Here is an 18,426-nt window from a genome sequence, read left to right on the forward strand (position 1 = left end):
CTTAAGCTCCGTTGCGTTTCAACATCAGCTCTTCATGGTGGCGTTTTTCACCAATCATCACGATAATCAGCAGGATAACCGCCAGAACGCTGCCGCCGATCATCACCATGAAGCCGCCGTCCCAGCCGAAGAAGTCAACGGTATAGCCAACAATGGCGCTCGCCGCGACGGAACCGCCGAGATAACCAAACAGGCCGGTGAAGCCCGCCGCCGTACCTGCCGCTTTTTTCGGCGCCAGTTCCAGCGCGTGCAGGCCAATCAGCATGACCGGGCCATAAATCAGGAAGCCGATAACGATCATACAGGCCATATCCACGGTCGGATTTCCTGGAGGGTTCAGCCAGTAAACAACTGTGGCAATGGTCACCAGCGTCATAAAGAACACGCCCGTTGCGCCACGGTTGCCACGGAACACTTTATCCGACATCCAGCCGCACAGCAGCGTACCCGGGATACCGGCATATTCGTACAAGAAATACGCCCAGGACGATTTATCCAGCGCAAAGTGTTTCACTTCTCTCAGGTAGGTCGGCGACCAGTCGAGGATGCCGTAACGCAGCAGGTAAACGAACACGTTAGCAATCGCGATGTACCACAACAGTTTGTTCGGCAGCACGTACTGCATAAAGATCTGTTTTGCAGTCAGCTCTTCTTCCGCTTTTTCGTTGTAATCATCCGGGTAGTCGTTTTTGTACTCTTCAATCGGCGGCAGACCGCAGGACTGCGGCGTATCGCGCATCAGCGCGAAAGCGAAAATCGCCACCAGGATCGCACCAAACGCCGGCATGTAGAGCGCGGCTTTCCAGTCATTAAACCAGGCCATCCCCAGCAGGAACAGCAGCGGAGGAATACCGCCGCCAACGTTATGCGCGCAGTTCCAGACGGAGACGATACCGCCACGTTCTTTCTGTGACCACCAGTGCACCATTGTACGACCGCACGGCGGCCACCCCATTCCCTGGAACCAGCCGCAGAGGAACAGCAGCACGAACATCACGGCAATGCTGGACGTGGCCCACGGCACAAAGCCCATAAACAACATCACGGCCGCCGCCAGAATCAACCCTGCGGGCAGGAAAACGCGCGGATTCGAGCGGTCGGAGACCGACCCCATGATAAATTTCGAAAAACCATAGGCGATGGAGATCCCGGACAGCGCAAAACCCAGATCGCCGCGCGAGAATCCCTGCTCTACCAGGTAAGGCATCGCCAGCGCAAAGTTCTTACGCACCAGATAGTAAGCGGCATAACCAAAGAAAATCCCCAGGAAAATCTGCCAGCGCAGCCGACGATATGTCGGATCAATCTCCGCTGCTGGCAAGCGCGTTTTATGTTGCGCAGGTTTAAAAATACTTAACATATGTAGCCTCCGTGGCCGTGTCTTATTAGAGGTAAACACCGCAGTTCGTTTAACTAACCAACCTCGCTGCTCCCAGTGTGGGCGCGATGTTAAGTAAAGATACCTGTCGTTAATGTGAATTACAGCACAGATTGTTACACATTTATGACAAATGTTCAGAAAAGCGCACGAAATCACGTTTCATTTTCGAATCATGAGCGATTATGCGCGAAATCAAACAAACCATGCTTTTTATGTGGCTAAATGATAAAAAACGAACTGTGAGGGATAACCATGAAAACTCGCGACTCGCAAACAAGTGACGTGATTATCATTGGTGGGGGAGCCACAGGCGCAGGGATCGCCCGAGACTGTGCGCTACGCGGATTGCGCGTTATCTTAGTTGAGCGCCACGATATCGCGACCGGCGCAACCGGCCGTAACCACGGCCTGCTGCATAGCGGCGCACGCTATGCCGTTACCGACGCGGAATCTGCCCGCGAATGCATCAGCGAAAACCAGATTCTGAAACGGATCGCCCGCCACTGCGTTGAGCCAACGGACGGTCTGTTCATTACCTTGCCGGAAGACGAATTATCCTTCCAGGCCACCTTTATTCGCGCCTGCGAAGAGGCGGGTATTCGCGCCGAAGCAATTGATCCGCAACAGGCGCGGCTGATCGAACCGGCCGTCAATCCGCAGCTGATTGGCGCGGTGAAAGTGCCTGACGGCACTGTCGATCCCTTCCGGCTGACCGCCGCGAATATGCTGGATGCCAGAGAACATGGCGCAATCATTTTAACGGCGCATGAAGTCACCGGACTTATTCGCGAAGGCGCGACCATTTGCGGTGTGAACGTGCATAACCATCTCACAGGGGAAAGCCAATCGCTGCATGCGCCGGTCGTGGTGAATGCCGCAGGCATCTGGGGTCAGCGCATTGCGGAATACGCCGATCTGAGCATCCGCATGTTCCCGGCAAAAGGGTCGCTGCTGATTATGGATCATCGCATTAACCAGCATGTGATTAACCGCTGCCGCAAGCCGTCCGACGCCGATATTCTGGTGCCCGGCGATACCATCTCGCTCATCGGCACCACATCGACCCACATTGACTACAACGAGATCGACAGCAACCGCGTCACTGCGGAAGAGGTTGATATTCTGCTGCGTGAAGGGGAAAAACTGGCGCCGGTGATGGCGAAAACGCGCATTTTGCGCGCCTACTCGGGCGTGCGTCCGCTGGTCGCCAGCGATGACGATCCGAGCGGTCGTAATGTCAGCCGCGGCATTGTGCTGTTTGACCATGCTGCACGCGACGGGCTGGACGGGTTTATCACCATTACGGGCGGTAAGCTGATGACCTACCGCCTGATGGCGGAATGGGCAACCGACGCGGTATGCCGAAAACTGGGCAACACTCGCCCCTGCGTCACCGCGCAAACCGCCCTTCCCGGCTCGCAGGAACCCACGGAAAACACGCTTAAACGCGTGATCTCGCTGCCCGCCCCGCTACGCGGTTCCGCCGTCTATCGTCACGGCGATCGTACTCCGGCCTGGCTCAGCGAAGGTCGCCAGCACCGCAGCCTGGTCTGTGAATGCGAAGCGGTCACCGCAGGCGAAGTGCAGTACGCCGTCGAAAATTTAACCGTCAACAGCCTGCTGGATCTGCGCCGCCGTACCCGCGTAGGCATGGGCACATGTCAGGGAGAACTGTGCGCCTGCCGCGCCGCCGGGCTGCTGCAACGTTTTAATGTCACTACCGCCGCTCAGTCCATCACTCAGCTTTCTGCGTTCCTCAATGAACGCTGGAAAGGCGTACAGCCTGTCGCCTGGGGAGACGCGCTGCGCGAAAGCGAGTTCACGCGCTGGGTTTATCAGGGATTGTGCGGTCTGGAGAAGGAGCACCAGGATGAAATTTGATACGGTCATTATGGGTGGCGGTCTCGCCGGATTACTGTGTGGCCTGGAATTGCAAAAACACGGTTTGCGCTGTGCGATCGTCACTCGCGGCCAAAGCGCGCTGCACTTCTCCTCCGGCTCGCTGGATCTACTCAGCACCCTGCCGGACGGTCAGCCCGTCACAAATATCACTGAAGGTCTGAATGCGTTACGCGAACAAGCGCCGACGCACCCTTACACCACAATTGGCGCGTCAACCGTTCTGGAACTGGCGCAGCAGGCGCAAGCGTTGCTGGAAGCGTCTGGCGCGCATTTACAGGGCGATGTACAACAGTCGCATCTGCGCGTCACGCCGTTGGGAACATTGCGCGCCACCTGGCTAAGCTCGCCGGAAGTGCCCGTCTGGCCGCTAGCCGCGCAACGCATTTGCGTCGTCGGCATCAGCGGTTTACTGGACTTTCAGGCGCACCTCGCGGCGGCGTCGCTGCGTCAGCACCATCTCACGGTAGAGACGGCAGAGATCGACCTGCCTGAGCTGGACGTATTACGCGATAACCCGACGGAGTTTCGTGCGGTGAATATTGCGCGTTTGCTCGATAACGAAGAAAAATGGCCGTTGCTCCACGACGCGCTCTTACCGATAGCAAAAACCTGCGACATGATCATCATGCCCGCCTGTTTCGGCCTGGCGGATGACAGCCTCTGGCGCTGGCTCAATGAACGCCTGCCCTGCTCGCTGAATTTGCTGCCGACGCTGCCGCCTTCTGTGCCGGGCATTCGCCTGCACAATCGCTTGCAGCGCCAGTTTGTTCGTCAGGGCGGGATCTGGATGCCGGGCGACGAGGTGAAAAAAGTGACCTGCCGTAACGGCGTCGTGAGCGAAGTCTGGACCCGCAACCATGCCGACATTCCTCTGCGCCCGCGCTTTGCGGTACTCGCCAGCGGCAGCTTCTTCAGCAGCGGCCTGGTCGCCGAACGCGACGGCATTCGCGAACCCATTATGGGACTGGACGTTCAGCAAACGGCCACCCGCGCCGAATGGTATCAGCGTGATTTCTTTGATGCGCAACCCTGGCAGCAGTTTGGCGTCACGACCGATGATGCGCTGCGCCCCTCACTGGCGGGGCAGACCGTAGAAAATCTGTTTGCCATCGGCTCGGTGCTCGGCGGATTCGATCCGATAGCCCAGGGATGCGGAGGCGGCGTATGCGCAGTCAGCGCCTTACACGCCGCACGTCACATTGCAGAACGTGCAGGAGGTCAGCAATGAGCGATACGAGTTTCGAGAGTTGTATCAAATGCACGGTGTGCACCACCGCCTGCCCGGTCAGCCGGGTGAATCCTGGCTACCCAGGCCCCAAACAGGCAGGGCCGGACGGCGAGCGCCTGCGCCTGAAAGACGGCGCGCTGTACGACGATGCGCTGAAATACTGCATTAACTGCAAACGCTGCGAAGTGGCCTGCCCGTCAGACGTTAAAATTGGCGATATCATCCAGCGCGCGCGCGCCAGATATGACACTTCGCGCCCGTCGCTGCGCAACTTTATCTTAAGCCACACCGATTTAATGGGCAGCGTCTCTACGCCGTTCGCCCCGGTCGTCAATACCGCGACGTCGCTGAAACCGGTTCGTCAGTTGCTCGACTATGCGTTGAAGATCGACCATCGCCGTACGCTGCCGAAATACTCCTTCGGCACCTTCCGCCGCTGGTATCGCAGCGTTGCGGCACAGCAGGCGCAATACAAAGATCAGGTCGCTTTCTTCCACGGCTGCTTCGTCAATTACAACCATCCGCAGCTCGGTAAGGATTTAATTAACGTCCTGAACGCAATGGGCACCGGCGTGCAGTTGTTAAGTAAAGAGAAGTGTTGCGGCGTGCCGCTGATCGCCAACGGTTTTACCGATAAAGCGCGCAAGCAGGCGGTGAGCAATGTGGCGTCGCTCAGAGAAGCGATTGGCGTAAAAGGCATTCCGGTTATCGCAACCTCATCAACCTGCACCTTTGCCCTGCGTGATGAATACCCGGAAGTGCTGGACGTGGATAACAGCGGGCTGCGTGAGCATATCGAACTCGCGACCCGTTGGCTGTGGCGTAAGATCGATGCAGGCCAGACGCTGCCGCTGAAAAAATTACCGTTGAAGGTGGTTTACCATACGCCGTGTCATATGGAAAAGATGGGCTGGACGCTCTATACGCTGGAGTTGCTGCGCCAGATCCCAGGTCTGGAACTGACCGTGCTGGACTCCCAGTGCTGTGGGATTGCCGGAACCTACGGTTTTAAAAAGGAAAACTACCCCACCTCGCAATCCATCGGCGCCCCGCTGTTCCGCCAGATTGAAGAGAGCGGCGCGGATATTGTGGTGACCGACTGTGAAACCTGTAAGTGGCAAATTGAGATGTCGACAAGCAAACGCTGCGAACATCCGATTACCCTGCTTGCCCAGGCATTAGGTTAAGCGCGTTAACGTCTTATCGGGTCTGCAAACCACGGCAGGCCCGATAAGCACAGCGCCATCAGGCTACAGGGTTAACGACTCCACCACCTCAATCCAGCCATGTTCACTGGCAATATCCTGACCGTTTAACCACCGACGCACCATATTCAGCGCCATCATGGCGCAAACTTCCTGCCGCACCGCCAGACTGTAGCGGCTGGCGCTGAAATGCACGCGCAGGGCAAATGTCCCATCCGGCGTCGCCAGCGCGAAATTAAGGTGATCGTTTTCCAGCCCGGATACCGCCAGCGCCAGTCCGGCGTAGTGGTTGCTCCGTCGCTCTGTCGTCCAGTGCGCGGTCTGAGCCAGCGTCTCTTCCTGGGAAGGCACCACTTCGCTGGCAAGAATCGGCGCATTCGCACGGGAAAGCTGCAAAGCCAGCAGCCCGCTGGTGAACTGTTCGCTGAGCGTCAGGCTGAGCTGGCGCGTCTGCAAACAACGGGCGATTTGCGCAGGCAGTCCTTCCGTCCCTTCAAAAATCAGGTTCTGCCCTGCCACCCGCTTCACCTCCGGCCATAGCGCCAGCATCGCGTCCCGCTGCGCATCCGGGCCAGTGAGTTTCAGTTCAATAATCGGCATTGAAGAGCGATATCCCATCGTCACGCCCGCCGGTAGCGGCAGCGAATCGAGGCTCTGCGCCAGATCGCTTTCCGAACGTCCAAACGTGGTGAGTCGCAGACAAACCGGCGGTTCAGGAAGCGCAAAACGCGCACGCAGACGCGGCATAATTTCATGCTCGACCATCACCTTAAATTCAGACGGGACGCCAGGGGTAAAGAACATCAGGCAGCGATTTAGCTTCACCGCAAACCCACAGGCGGTGCCAACCGGGTTATTAATAAACTCGGCGCTGGCGGGCAGTTCTGCCTGCTTGCGGTTACTCGGTGCCATAACCCGCCCGCGCTCATGGAAAAAACGCTCCATCTCAGCCAGCCACGCGTCATGAAGCACCAGACCTTCACCTTTCGCCGTGGCGGCGGCCAGCGCGCTTAAATCATCGCTGGTCGGCCCCAGGCCGCCATTCACAATCAGCACGTCAGCATGTTCGCTACGTTCGCGTAAAATGGCGACCAGCGCATCCAGATTATCTCCCACCGTATTTCGGCGTGATAACGGCAACCCCTGATTAAAGAAAAAATCGGCCAGCCAGGCGGCATTCGTGTCGACGATTTGCCCGTGCAACACTTCATCCCCGGTGGATAACATCTCCACGTTTAACATCGTGTTCTCCTGCTTCTATGATGAAAACACTATAACGCAAAGCCCGCTGGGGCGGAGTAAGAAACTCAGAGGAAACAAACCGGGAAAGAAGGCTATAGCATACAGGAAACGGCGCGACGGATGCCGCGCCCGAAAATCAGAAGCTGGCGTTAACGCCGACGTACGGGCCATCGGCAATCGCGTTGTCACGGTTGCCGTCTTTACCCGCCAGGTTCAGATAGCGATAGCCCGCCTCAATGCTCAGCGGACGCATAATGGTAAAGCGCGCTCCGGCATTGGCTTCTTCATAGCTGTCGATGCCGCTGGACAGTGAATCTGGAGAGTAGTAATACTCGCCAAACAGACGGAAGCTGTCGCCGATTTTCCACTGTAACCCGCCGCCTACCGCCGCCGCATAGCCTTCATCGCCGTCGTTCGGATTGGTATAAACGCCTTTCCCACCAACCGTTGCCAGCAGCGGCCCAAGCGGAATATTCAGGCCGAGCCCCACGCCGGCAGCGTCGCCGTCGTCGTCGTTATGCATCCAGTTGCCGCTCAACGCCAGCCCGGTGGATTCAGTACCGAAACCTACGCCAACGTTGGTGTAATCTTTACCCGCCTGGCCGCTAATGCTCATCGCATTCGCCGATGCAGAAGCGAACAACAGTCCGGCAACGCCTAATAAAATGCTTTTTTTCATTTTTACCCTTTCCAGCAAAGAAATAAACAAAAGACCCCCAAAACCGCAGGATTGTACTGCCAGGCGCAACAGAATCAATGAGCTAAAAAAGCGATCTAATAACATATTGTAACTAAACACTACCTTTCAGGTTTATTAAACGTTACAAGAAGAGGCGTTTAGCGCAGCAGTCATTGCCCGAGATCAATATTTCATTCACAAATATTTTCTACATTAGTTTCCGAAATTAAACGGAAATTAAACATTTTTTCTAACGATCGTCGGGAGATAAAGATGAGCAAAAAAGGACTCACCACCGCAGCAGGCGTGCCTGTCGCCCATAATAACAACGTTGCAACCGCTGGCCCACGCGGCCCCATGCTGCTACAGGACATCTGGTTCCTGGAAAAACTGGCCCACTTCGATCGTGAAGTGATCCCTGAGCGCCGTATGCATGCCAAAGGCTCAGGCGCGTACGGCACCTTCACCGTCACGCACGATATTTCACGTTACACTCGCGCAAAAATCTTTTCGGAGCCCGGTAAAAAAACGGATCTGTTCCTGCGTTTTTCCACCGTGGCGGGAGAGCGCGGCGCGGCGGATGCCGAGCGCGATATTCGCGGGTTTGCGATCAAGTTTTACACTGAAGAGGGCAACTGGGATCTGGTGGGTAACAACACGCCCGTTTTCTATCTGCGCGATCCGCTGAAATTCCCGGATCTGAACCATGTCGTGAAGCGCGACCCACGCACCAACCTGCGCAATCCGACCTACAAATGGGACTTTTTCTCCCATCTGCCGGAATCGCTGCACCAGTTAACTATCGACTTTAGCGACCGGGGTTTGCCTTTCTCTTACCGTACGATGCACGGTTTCGGTAGCCACACATTCAGCTTTATCAACAGCGACAACGAACGTTTCTGGGTGAAATTCCACCTGAAATCGCAGCAGGGCATCGCCAACCTGATGGATGACGAAGCGAAACGCCTGGTGGCGGACGATCGCGAAAGCTCTCAGCGCGACCTGTACAACGCCATTGAACAGGGCAACTTCCCCCGCTGGAAATTCTACGTGCAGATCATGCCGGAAGCCGAAGCCTCGCAGGTGCCGTACAACCCGTTTGATCTGACCAAAGTATGGCCGCACGGCGATTACCCGCTGATTGAAGTCGGCGTGCTGGAACTGAACCGCAACCCGGAAAACTATTTCTCCGAAGTGGAACAGGTGGCGATGAACCCGGCGAACGTCGTGCCGGGGATTAGCTTCTCCCCTGACCGTATGTTGCAGGGGCGTCTCTTCTCCTATGGCGATGCGCACCGCTATCGTCTGGGCGTTAACCATCAGCAGATCCCGGTCAACGCCCCCCGCTGCCCGTTCCATAACTACCATCGTGACGGCGCGATGCGGGTGGACGGCAACAGCGGCAACGGCCCAACCTATGAGCCAAACAGCTTTGGCGTCTTCCAGGAACAGCCTGATTTCAGCGAACCGCCGCTCTCTGTCGAAGGCGCTGCCGCGCACTGGGATCATCGGGAAGATACGGACTACTTCAGCCAGCCGCGTAAGCTGTATGAGTTGCTGAGTGATGAAGAACATCAGCGTATGTTCGCGCGCATCGCCGGCGACATGAAAGATGTGCCGGAATTTATTCAGCAGCGTCAGATTGGCTTGTTTAGCGAAGTTCATCCTGACTATGGCGTGGGCGTCGCCGCTGCCCTGCGGGCGTTAAAAGAAGCGAAATAACCGTTTCCACGGGAGCTGCGGCTCCCGTGTTGCTTACATTACGGACGGTTAGCGCGCACCCACTCCTGCAATGCCCGGCGCGAAACTTTGATCCCGCCGTTTTTCAGCGCTGATGGCAACGTCAACCAGCGTACCGGCTGCTGAAAACGCGCCAGCTTGTCTTTCACCCATTCCGCGAGATCGACGTTCCCGGCCTGCGCATCATATTCCACCACCGCCACCGGACGATGGCCGAACTCCCTGTCCTCTACCGGCACCACGAACGCCTGTAGAACATGTGGATGCGCCGAGATAACGCGTTCCACCTCTTCCGGCTGAATGCCTTCTCCGCCGCTGAAGAACAGATTATCCAGCCGACCGGCAATCGTCAGCTTACCGTCGTTCAGTTCGCCGCGATCGCGGGTAGCAAACCAGCCTTCGCCGTTCACCAGCGGGATCAGCTTACCGTCGCGCCAGTAGCCTTCCGCCATGCTGGCAGCGCGCAGCCAGACTTCGCCATTCACGATTCGGACTTCCCGCCCCGGTAACGCCGCGCCGACATCGCCCAGGCCGTCGGCCTCTTTCGCGCACACCGTCGAGGCAAATTCCGTCAGGCCATAACCGCACCAGCAGCGAATACCCTGTGCGCGAGCCTGCTCCGTCAGTTCAACCGGGATAGCCGCGCCGCCCAGCAGTACCGCTTTCAACGTTACCGATGCCGGATTCTCCAGCAGCCGCCACAGCTGAGTGGGAACCAGAGACGCATGCGTACACCCTTGCAGCATCGCTTCCAGCGGCTGCTTCTCACGCACGGTCATTCGGGCGCCCGCAAACAACCAGCGCCACATAATGCCCTGGCCGGAAACATGAAACAGCGGCAGCGATAACAGCCAGTCATCCCCATTGGCAAACGGCATCAGGGACAGCACCCCTTCCGCGCTGGCCAGATGCGCCTGGCAGGTATGCACTGCGGCTTTGGGTAATCCGGTTGAGCCAGAGGTCAGCGTCATTGAACTCAGCCGCGTTGGCTGCCAGCCTGCGGCATGTTCGCCTGACTCTTGCTGCATTTGCAGCGGTTGCAACGCCGGGAAGGTATTCTCCCCCTCCAGCAGCAAAACAAACCGGAGCGTTAAGTCCGGCAGCAGCGCGTCGAGCAGCGGTTGCGGAAGCTGCGGGTTAACCGGCAGGACTCTTGCCCCGCATTGCAGTAAAGCCAGCCAGGCCAGCAGCGTTTGCGGATGATTCCAGGCGCGCAGCATCACACCGCAGCCTTCAGAGACACCCTGAGCGGCAAAACCGCTCGCCAGCGCGTCAATACGGGTACAGAGTGTGCGCCAGCTTAGCACTTCATCATTAAGGCGTAAGGCGGGCGCATCTCCCCGCACCTGCCGCCAGTGACGCCACGGCCAGTCATTAAGAGATGACGGCTGGAGGCCCGATACGCTTGCGCTATCGGGCATTTCCCGGAGGCTCATAGCAGCCGTTCCAGCGCATCGTCGCTAACACACGGCAAAGCGCTGCCCGGCCAGCGGCGCACCTGCTGGGTTTGCATCAGGCTTAGCGTATCCAGGCCCGGAATTGTCTGCGGCGTCAGCCACGCAGCAATACGCGCCAGCTGCGTTAAGCCGAGGCTCGACTCGATGGAAGAGCTGATCACCGCCGTCAGTCCCAGCGTATGCGCGGCCTGTACCTGCTCGCGAACCTTTTCCAGGCTTCCGGTGAGCGTCGGTTTGATGACCACCGCGCTGACGCCCGCTTCCGCCGCAAAGACAAAATCGTCTTCACGCAGACTTTCATCCCAGGCAATAGCAATCCCGGTTTCACGCGCAAAAGCGCGGGAGTCGTCGCGGGTTTTACACGGTTCTTCGAGGAAGGCGATGCGGGCACGGTAGTCCGGGTTGACGTATTTCGCGAACTGCTGCGCTTTCAGCGGCGTCCAGGCGCGATTGGCATCCAGACGCAGATGCAGATCGGGAACCGCCTCCAGCAGCAGGTTGACCACCATTCCGTCGCGTACCGCTTCGTACAGACCGACTTTGATCTTGGCGACTTTCTCACCAGGCATATCAGCCAGTTGCAGCACCAGATCGTCTGGATCGCCCGTACACAGCGGCGCGGCGCGGTAATCCGCCGCCTCTGGCAACGTCCCCGCCGCCTCCGCCAGCGCGCAGCTAACGCCAAACGTCACGGAGGGCACTTCAGGCAACGTTGACTGGCCTTGCAGCCAGCCGTTAACCCAGTCCAGTAGCGCGGCCTGCGCCTCCTCCAGGGTTTCCTGGCTGAAACCCGGAAGCGGGGAGATCTCCCCCCACCCTTCGCGCTCGCCGTCGCACAGACGGACATACAGCCCGTCGCGAGTTTTTAACCGCCTGTCGCGCAGAACCACCCCCGCGTCCATGGGGATCTGCCAGCGGTACACCTGCGCGCTACGCATTACGGATTCCGTTTGAATTTGCTGAAATCAGGCTGACGTTTCTGGTTGAAAGCGTTGCGGCCCTCCTGACCTTCTTCCGTCATGTAGAACAGCATCGTGGCGTTGCCCGCCAGCTCCTGTAGACCCGCCTGACCGTCGCAGTCGGCGTTCAGCGCCGCTTTCAGGCAGCGCAGCGCCATCGGGCTGTTCTGCAACATTTCGCGGCACCAGCGCACGGTCTCTTTTTCGAGGGAGCCCAGCGGTACGACGGTGTTGACCAGCCCCATATCCAGCGCCTGTTTAGCGTCGTACTGACGGCACAGGAACCAGATTTCACGCGCTTTTTTCTGCCCTACGATACGCGCCATATAGGAAGCGCCCCAGCCGCCGTCGAAGGAGCCGACTTTCGGGCCCGTCTGGCCGAAGATGGCGTTTTCCGCCGCGATGGTCAGGTCACACATCATGTGCAGTACGTGACCGCCGCCGATAGAGTACCCTGCGACCATCGCCACAACCGGTTTCGGGCAGGTACGGATTTGGCGCTGGAAATCCAGTACGTTCAGGTGATGCACGCCGGAATCATCCTGGTATCCGCCGTAGTCGCCGCGCACTTTCTGGTCGCCGCCCGCACAGAAAGCTTTCTCGCCTTCGCCGGTCAGAATAATGACGCCCACGTTGTCGTCATACCGGGCATCCGCCAGCGCCTGGATCATCTCTTTGACGGTCAAAGGACGGAATGCGTTGCGCACCTGTGGACGGTTAATGGTGATTTTTGCAATACCATCGGTGGATTTTTCATAACGAATGTCCGTGTAACCTTCGGAGCAGTCGTGCCATTCAACCGGTGCGTAAAGCATTGTTTCATCAGGATAGATCATAGTGTGTCCTTTAGTCAGAGACGCAGAATCTGAGCCAGACTGTCCACCACGCCTGCGGGATTTTCCCGATGCGCGTTGTGTCCGGCGTTACGAATCATATGGCAAGGTACAGACAACTCCGCCGCCAGCGCGCGGAATTTGCTGTCGCGTTCACCACATAAATAATAAAACGGAAATGTGCGCGCATTTAGCCGCGCGCGTAAATCAGGCTGTACGGCAAGCGAGGTTGCCTCCAGCATCGCCGCCAGCGTTTCGCCATTGTTCTGGCTGCGCAGCGCGACTAACGCCTCTCTTTGCGAAGCATCCAGCGAAGCGAAAACCGGCTGCTGATACCAGTCAGTAAACACGTCGCGCAGCGGTTCACGGCGAAAGCGCGCCGCCCAACGACCGTCAGACAGTCGGCGCGCGTCACGCTCGGCCTCGCGTTGCAGTCCCGGGTGGCCGCCTTCAACCACCAGCCCGCAAAGACCCGGCAGAGTCTGGCACGCCGCCATCATCGCCACTCTGCCGCCGAGCGAGTAGCCGACCAGCCAGTATTTAAGTATGTTGTAACTAAATAATGTGTTACGCAATAAGTCGCACACATCAGCAAAGCCGCTGACACGAATATCGGCAGAATCGCCGTGACCAGGCAAGTCGATATACAGGCGCGAAAAGTCGGGAAACTGCTCACCGATCTGCTGCCATTCCCGGCAATCACCGGAAAATCCATGCAAGAAAACCAGCCAGGGAGACCCCGGCTGACCACCGTTCGCCTGCGCGCGCAGGATCATAGATGGCTCACCTGTGCCAGCAGCTGTTGCAGGGTTTGCGCCCCGTCCGTATCGTTCACGACCAGCTCAATCACCGTGGTTGTCGGCGTTCGCCAGGCGCCAGCCAGCGCCGCATCCAGCTCATCCCAGCTTTGCGGGCGGTGATATTTGAGGTTAAACATGGCCGCCGCGTGTTCAAAATGGACGTTTTGCGGCATCAGGTAAAACCGCTCGCGCTCGCTCTGCGGCGTCGGCAGCAGAGAGAAAATTTGCCCGCCGTTGTTATTCACCACAATCAGCACAAACGGCGCGGACACCTGGCGCAATAGCGCCAGCGCGTTGAGGTCGTAGAGCGCAGACAGATCGCCGACGATAGCCAGCGTCGATTTCGCGCTGGCGCGCTGAACGCCCGCCGCCGTCGAGATCAAACCATCAATACCGCTGGCTCCCCGGTTGCTGTACACCGGATAGCCCGCCGGTAGCTGCGACAGCGCGTCAATCAGGCGTACCACCAGGCTGTTGCCGACAAACAGTTGCCCTTGTTCCGGCAGATAGTCGCGAATGCGGTGCGCCAGTTGCGCTTCGCCGAACATATCGCGACGCGCGACAACCGCCTGCCACACCTGCTCTGCCAGGCGCGGGATATCGACGCACCAGGGATGGCGTTTCTCCGCCGGATGCAGCTCCAGCCAGTCGGCGATTTTCGCCACCAGCCTGCGTCCGCGATGATGCGCCGGGTCCAGGCGACCTTCGATATTATCAATAATCCAGTACTCTTCCGGCTCGCAGGCGGCCTGCCATTGCAGCAGGCGCTTTCCGGTCAGGCTGCTGCCGAGTTGCACCACAATTTGCGCCTGCTGAAGCTCAGTGACGGCTTTCGCATTGCCCAGCCAGAGATCGGCGCACGGCAGCGGCTGCCCGGTTTGCGACAGCACGTCGCCAATCAGCGGCCAGCCCAGCGTCTGCGCCCAAAGCGCGACTTTCTTGCCCTCTTCCGCGCTCATGCGCCCGGCCACCACTACGCCGCGTTTTTGCCGCCAGAAGAACCAGTCGCGCTGTTTGTCGCTTTCCAGCCGACGCGCTTCGCGCAGCCAGGGTTTGTCATCCTGCCACCAGTCGCCAAGGCTCTGCTGCCAGGCAAGCCCCGTGTCGTCCATATCACCATACAGCGGTTCCGCAAACGGGCAGTTGATGTGTACCGCGCCGGCATGCAACGTCGCCAGGACGTTATCAAGGGTGGAGACCAGCCAGCGCGCGGAAATATCCTGCGTCGGGCGCGGCAAAGAGAGCGTTTGAGAAGGATGAGAAGCGAACATCCCGGCCTGACGAATCGCCTGATTCGCGCCGCAGTCAATCAGTTCCGGCGGACGGTCCGCAGTCAATAAAATCAGTTTTTCACCGGTAAGCCCCGCTTCAATCAGCGCCGGATAGAGATTTGCCACCGCCGTACCGGAAGTAACGATAACGGCAACGGGCTGCTTACTGACTTTCGCCAGCCCTAACGCCAGATGACCAAGACCACGCTCATCAAAGTGCGTGTGATGAATAAAGGCTGAATTTTCCGCTGCCGCCAGGGTTAAAGGCGTGGAGCGGGAGCCAGGGGCAATGCAAACATGCCTGACGCCGTGGCGAGTGAGTGCTTCCAGAATGACCGCCGCCCAGCGTCGGTTAAATGCGCTTACTGACATGAGATTGTCCGGTATCAATATTGCGACTCAGTATAAGGATCAGAAAAAATGGATTATTGATATGAGTCGGGAATATACACAAAATCATTCAGCAGACCGCCTGAAGGATGAGGTGTATGTGCGACTCATTAGCTTTCCATCTGTAATAACGTGCGTAGCCCGGCTGCTTTGTTGTCGATCTCTTGCCATTCCTGTTCCGGGTCAGACCCGCGCACAATGCCTGCCCCGGCATACAGACGAACAACGTTCGCCGCGACTTTCGCCGAGCGCAGCGTCACGCAGAATTCGCTTTGCTGTAAAGACAGATAACCCGCCGACCCGGCATACCACTCACGTTCAAACGGTTCATGTTGCTGAATAAACGCGCGCGCCCGTTCACGCGGGATCCCCGCGACGGCTGCCGTGGGCTGTAGCTGTAGCAAACAGAGCGTGTCGTCAGCCTGATTGAGCGCCGTCCAGATACAGCGGCGCAGATGCTGTACTTTGCGTAATCTGAGCACCTGCGGCGGCAAAACATCGAGCGAGTGGGTGCAGCTTTGCAGGCGTTGACAAATATCTTCCACCACCAGCATGTTTTCACGCTGGTTTTTATCATCCTTCATCAACCATTCGCCCAGTTGCCAGGCCTGATGATCGTCGGGATGATTCGCCACCGTGCCGGCCAGCGCCTCGGTGCGCAATGCTGTTTCACGTCGCCGCCAAAGGCGTTCCGGCGACGAGCCAAGAAAGGCGCTTCCGGCGGAGAACGCCATAAAAAAATGGTAGCAGTTAAGGTTTAAACGGCGACTGGACGCCATCACGGCGGCGGCATTCACCGGATGGGAAAACTGCAAATCCGTCGCCCGCGCCAGCACCACTTTGTCGAGATCGTCTTCAGCGATAGTCTGCGTGGCAAGCTGAATCAGGCTGGTCCAGCCCGCTTTATCCGGCCAGTGCTGCTCGCCCGTCAGGTGCAGGCGCAGCGCCGGGATCGGCTTTACGCCCCTTAATGAAGAGAGAAACGCGATCGCCCGCCCGGCGTCTTCACGCAGTGAAACCGGGCTGTAGAGATACAGCCGCAGCGTTGCCACTGCGCCAGCGCGTCGCCATTCAAGACGCGGCAGCAGCAAATGCCCCTGCTGCGGTTCAAACGCATTCAGTCCCCAGATACGCAAATCGGATTGTGATTCATGCTGGCGGAGAAAGTGTTGCGCCTGTTCGAGAGAAGGGAACGTTTCAACGGCGCCAAGCACCGCGGCTTCTTCATCGCCGTTACGCTGTTGCCAGTAAAATTGCGGCCAGATGGCCTGACTGGCCAGCCAGCTTAATGCGTCAAACGCATCATTCAGAGGGAAAGGCACATCAACAATACGCATTCCTGGCGCCGCCGGTATCTCCTGCGATAACTGGCGCCGCAGATTTTCCAGCGCAGTAGTGATTGAATGCACGCGGACCTCTCCCTGTTAAAAACCTCACATTATACGGGGTACAGCGGAGAAAAAGCAGTACCCCCGTTTAGGGAGGAAATGCGATCCCGGTTACATTACCGCCGCGCCAGCAGTAATCCCAGCACCAGGCCGACCGCCGCGCCTGCGCCAATCCCTTGCCAGGGTTTTTCATGCACGTAATCATCCGCTTTATAAACCGCCTGTTTTGCGCGGTAATAGTAGCTGTCAGACGCATGGCTGACGCGATTTTTTACCTCTTCAAGCGCCCGTTCTGCGCGTGCTTTTAACTCAACATATTTTTGATCGGCAGGATCGCCGGAGGAACGCAGCACCTCTTCCAGCGTTTCGCTCAGAAGTTCCAGGTCGTCATCAATACGTGAACCATAAGAATGAAAAGACATTATATTCTCCCTTTCGATTAACGTTCCCACTAACTATAGACAAAACCGGAACATCACACCTGGCTAACCTCACGCGCCATACCCATGTGCGGGATACCGTCTTCGTCATAAACGTCCGTCACCGGAACAAAGCCGAATCGCGCATAGAAGGATTGCAGATGCGCCTGTGCGCCGAGATAAAGCGCCTTCTCCGGCCAGTGTTGCTCGCAGGATGCCAGGGTCTGCGCCATAAGCTGTTGCCCCAGTTTTTCGCCGCGCAGCGCTTCGCTGACGATCACGCGCCCAATCACCACCGGCTCCAGTTCGTCGTCGCTTTTCAGAATCCTCGCATACGCTACCAGCTCATCGTTATGCCAGCCCAGGATATGACGGTTCTCCCCCACCAGGTCATCGCCGTCCACATCCAGATACGGACACTGTTGTTCAACCACAAATACCGCGCAGCGCAATTTCAGTAACGCATAGAGTTGCGGGACGGATAATTCAGAATGATGCAGGTCTTGCCAGTGAATCATGGTGCGCTCCTTTTACGTATTCGCTTTATACTAGCCAGAATATTTTTTAAACGTGTAATGAAATAATGGAATTAATTTTTTTAGGTACTTCTGCCGGCGTTCCTACCCGCACGCGTAATGTCACGGCCATATTACTGAATTTACAGCACCCGACGCAGGCGGGGCTATGGTTATTCGACTGCGGTGAAGGCACCCAGCACCAGATGCTCAACACCGCGTTTAACCCAGGTAAGCTCGATCGCATTTTCATCAGCCATCTGCATGGCGATCACCTTTTCGGTTTGCCCGGTCTGCTGTGCAGCCGTTCGATGGCGGGAAACGCACAGCCGCTGACGATTTACGGCCCCAAAGGCACTCGCGAGTTCACCGAAACCGCATTGCGCCTTAGCGGCTCCTGGACTGATTATCCGCTGGAGATCGTTGAAATTACCGCCGGCGAAATTCTGGACGACGGTCTGCGCAAAGTGACCGCCTTTGCGCTTGAGCATCCGCTTGAATGCTATGGCTATCGGATTGAAGAGCATGACAAGCCCGGCGCGCTGGATGCCAGTGCGCTAAAAGCGGCAGGCGTGAAGCCCGGCCCGCTGTTTCAGGATCTGAAAGCGGGTAAAACCGTCACCCTGAACGATGGTCGCGTTATTAACGGCGCCGATTTTCTCGCACCAGCCACGCCCGGGAAATCGGTGGCGATATTTGGCGACACCGCGCCATGCGCGTCGGCCATCACACTGGCAAAAGGCGTGGACGTAATGGTACACGAAGCAACGCTGGATACCTCAATGGAAGAAAAAGCCAACAGCCGTGGGCACAGCTCCACCAGGCAGGCCGCGCAGCTGGCGCACGATGCTGACGTGGGCCAGCTCATCATTACTCACGTCAGCTCGCGTTACGATGACAGAGGCAGCCAACGCCTGCTGGCAGAATGCCAGGCGATCTTCCCCGCAACTGCGCTGGCTCACGATTTCGCCGTTTTCACGGTTTAACGCTCCATTTTTCTTCCTCAGTGCCGATAAC

General features: G+C 57.7%; 16 protein-coding genes. 5 read left to right on the forward strand and 11 right to left on the reverse strand.

The window, feature by feature from the left end; genetic code table 11:
* Nucleotide 1 precedes the first annotated feature (1 nt).
* On the reverse strand, nucleotides 2-1,360 hold the full coding sequence (gene glpT, locus OGX81_RS10570; protein WP_047462375.1) for a glycerol-3-phosphate transporter: 1,359 nt from the start codon (nucleotides 1,358-1,360) through the stop codon (nucleotides 2-4).
* 273 nt (nucleotides 1,361-1,633) lie between these two features.
* Here glpT and glpA point away from each other — a divergent pair, with 273 nt between their 5' ends.
* From glpA to glpC, 3 genes are read left to right on the forward strand one after another with little or no spacing between them, the layout of a single operon-like run.
* Nucleotides 1,634-3,262, forward strand: coding sequence for an anaerobic glycerol-3-phosphate dehydrogenase subunit A (gene glpA / locus OGX81_RS10575; protein WP_012131517.1), 1,629 nt, complete (start codon nucleotides 1,634-1,636; stop codon nucleotides 3,260-3,262).
* Nucleotides 3,252-4,511 (forward strand): glycerol-3-phosphate dehydrogenase subunit GlpB, encoded by a 1,260-nt coding sequence (glpB, locus tag OGX81_RS10580; RefSeq protein ID WP_047462373.1) that lies wholly within the window; start codon nucleotides 3,252-3,254, stop codon nucleotides 4,509-4,511. Before glpA ends, glpB begins: the two co-directional genes overlap by 11 nt.
* A complete protein-coding gene (gene glpC / locus OGX81_RS10585) occupies nucleotides 4,508-5,698 on the forward strand; it encodes an anaerobic glycerol-3-phosphate dehydrogenase subunit GlpC (RefSeq protein WP_058667751.1) in 1,191 nt (396 codons plus the stop codon). Before glpB ends, glpC begins: the two co-directional genes overlap by 4 nt.
* Nucleotides 5,699-5,761: 63 nt before the next feature.
* On the opposite strand, the gene OGX81_RS10590 is transcribed toward glpC, so the two are convergent.
* Both OGX81_RS10590 and OGX81_RS10595 read right to left on the reverse strand, forming a co-directional pair.
* The gene (locus tag OGX81_RS10590) at nucleotides 5,762-6,958 is read right to left on the reverse strand and encodes a nicotinamide mononucleotide deamidase-related protein YfaY (RefSeq protein WP_012131514.1); all 1,197 of its coding nucleotides are present in this window, start codon (nucleotides 6,956-6,958) and stop codon (nucleotides 5,762-5,764) included.
* Nucleotides 6,959-7,094: 136 nt separating this feature from the next.
* A complete protein-coding gene (locus tag OGX81_RS10595; RefSeq protein ID WP_012131513.1) occupies nucleotides 7,095-7,637 on the reverse strand; it encodes a YfaZ family protein in 543 nt (180 codons plus the stop codon).
* A gap of 273 nt (nucleotides 7,638-7,910) precedes the next feature.
* Here OGX81_RS10595 and OGX81_RS10600 point away from each other — a divergent pair, with 273 nt between their 5' ends.
* The gene (locus tag OGX81_RS10600) at nucleotides 7,911-9,359 is read left to right on the forward strand and encodes a catalase (RefSeq protein WP_104868413.1); all 1,449 of its coding nucleotides are present in this window, start codon (nucleotides 7,911-7,913) and stop codon (nucleotides 9,357-9,359) included.
* A 38-nt stretch (nucleotides 9,360-9,397) separates the two neighbouring features.
* Here the strand turns inward: OGX81_RS10600 and menE are convergent, their stop codons facing one another.
* From menE to OGX81_RS10640, 8 genes are all read right to left on the reverse strand, one after another.
* Nucleotides 9,398-10,813 (reverse strand): o-succinylbenzoate--CoA ligase, encoded by a 1,416-nt coding sequence (gene menE / locus OGX81_RS10605; RefSeq protein ID WP_110123743.1) that lies wholly within the window; start codon nucleotides 10,811-10,813, stop codon nucleotides 9,398-9,400.
* Complete coding sequence (gene menC / locus OGX81_RS10610) at nucleotides 10,810-11,772, reverse strand: o-succinylbenzoate synthase (RefSeq protein ID WP_286487567.1); 963 nt, start codon at nucleotides 11,770-11,772, stop codon at nucleotides 10,810-10,812. Before menC ends, menE begins: the two co-directional genes overlap by 4 nt.
* Complete coding sequence (menB, locus tag OGX81_RS10615) at nucleotides 11,772-12,629, reverse strand: 1,4-dihydroxy-2-naphthoyl-CoA synthase (protein ID WP_104868412.1); 858 nt, start codon at nucleotides 12,627-12,629, stop codon at nucleotides 11,772-11,774. Before menB ends, menC begins: the two co-directional genes overlap by 1 nt.
* 14 nt (nucleotides 12,630-12,643) lie before the next feature.
* Nucleotides 12,644-13,402 carry a 2-succinyl-6-hydroxy-2,4-cyclohexadiene-1-carboxylate synthase gene (gene menH / locus OGX81_RS10620; protein ID WP_104868411.1) on the reverse strand — a complete coding sequence of 253 codons (759 nt, stop codon included), beginning with the start codon at nucleotides 13,400-13,402 and terminating at the stop codon, nucleotides 12,644-12,646.
* Entirely contained in the window at nucleotides 13,399-15,069 is a 1,671-nt protein-coding gene (gene menD, locus OGX81_RS10625; protein ID WP_060815843.1) for a 2-succinyl-5-enolpyruvyl-6-hydroxy-3-cyclohexene-1-carboxylic-acid synthase, read from the reverse strand. Before menD ends, menH begins: the two co-directional genes overlap by 4 nt.
* 128 nt (nucleotides 15,070-15,197) lie before the next feature.
* A complete protein-coding gene (gene menF / locus OGX81_RS10630) occupies nucleotides 15,198-16,496 on the reverse strand; it encodes an isochorismate synthase MenF (protein ID WP_104868410.1) in 1,299 nt (432 codons plus the stop codon).
* A gap of 95 nt (nucleotides 16,497-16,591) precedes the next feature.
* Complete coding sequence (elaB, locus tag OGX81_RS10635; RefSeq protein ID WP_012131505.1) at nucleotides 16,592-16,897, reverse strand: stress response protein ElaB; 306 nt, start codon at nucleotides 16,895-16,897, stop codon at nucleotides 16,592-16,594.
* Nucleotides 16,898-16,950: 53 nt separating this feature from the next.
* The gene (locus OGX81_RS10640) at nucleotides 16,951-17,412 is read right to left on the reverse strand and encodes a GNAT family N-acetyltransferase (protein ID WP_047462350.1); all 462 of its coding nucleotides are present in this window, start codon (nucleotides 17,410-17,412) and stop codon (nucleotides 16,951-16,953) included.
* A gap of 65 nt (nucleotides 17,413-17,477) precedes the next feature.
* On the opposite strand from OGX81_RS10640, the gene rbn reads away from it, so the two are divergent.
* A complete protein-coding gene (gene rbn, locus OGX81_RS10645; RefSeq protein WP_104868409.1) occupies nucleotides 17,478-18,395 on the forward strand; it encodes a ribonuclease BN in 918 nt (305 codons plus the stop codon).
* Nucleotides 18,396-18,426: the final 31 nt, after the last annotated feature.

The sequence above is a fragment of the Citrobacter sp. CK206 genome (assembly GCF_030333125.1).
Lineage (GTDB): Bacteria > Pseudomonadota > Gammaproteobacteria > Enterobacterales > Enterobacteriaceae > Citrobacter_B > Citrobacter_B koseri.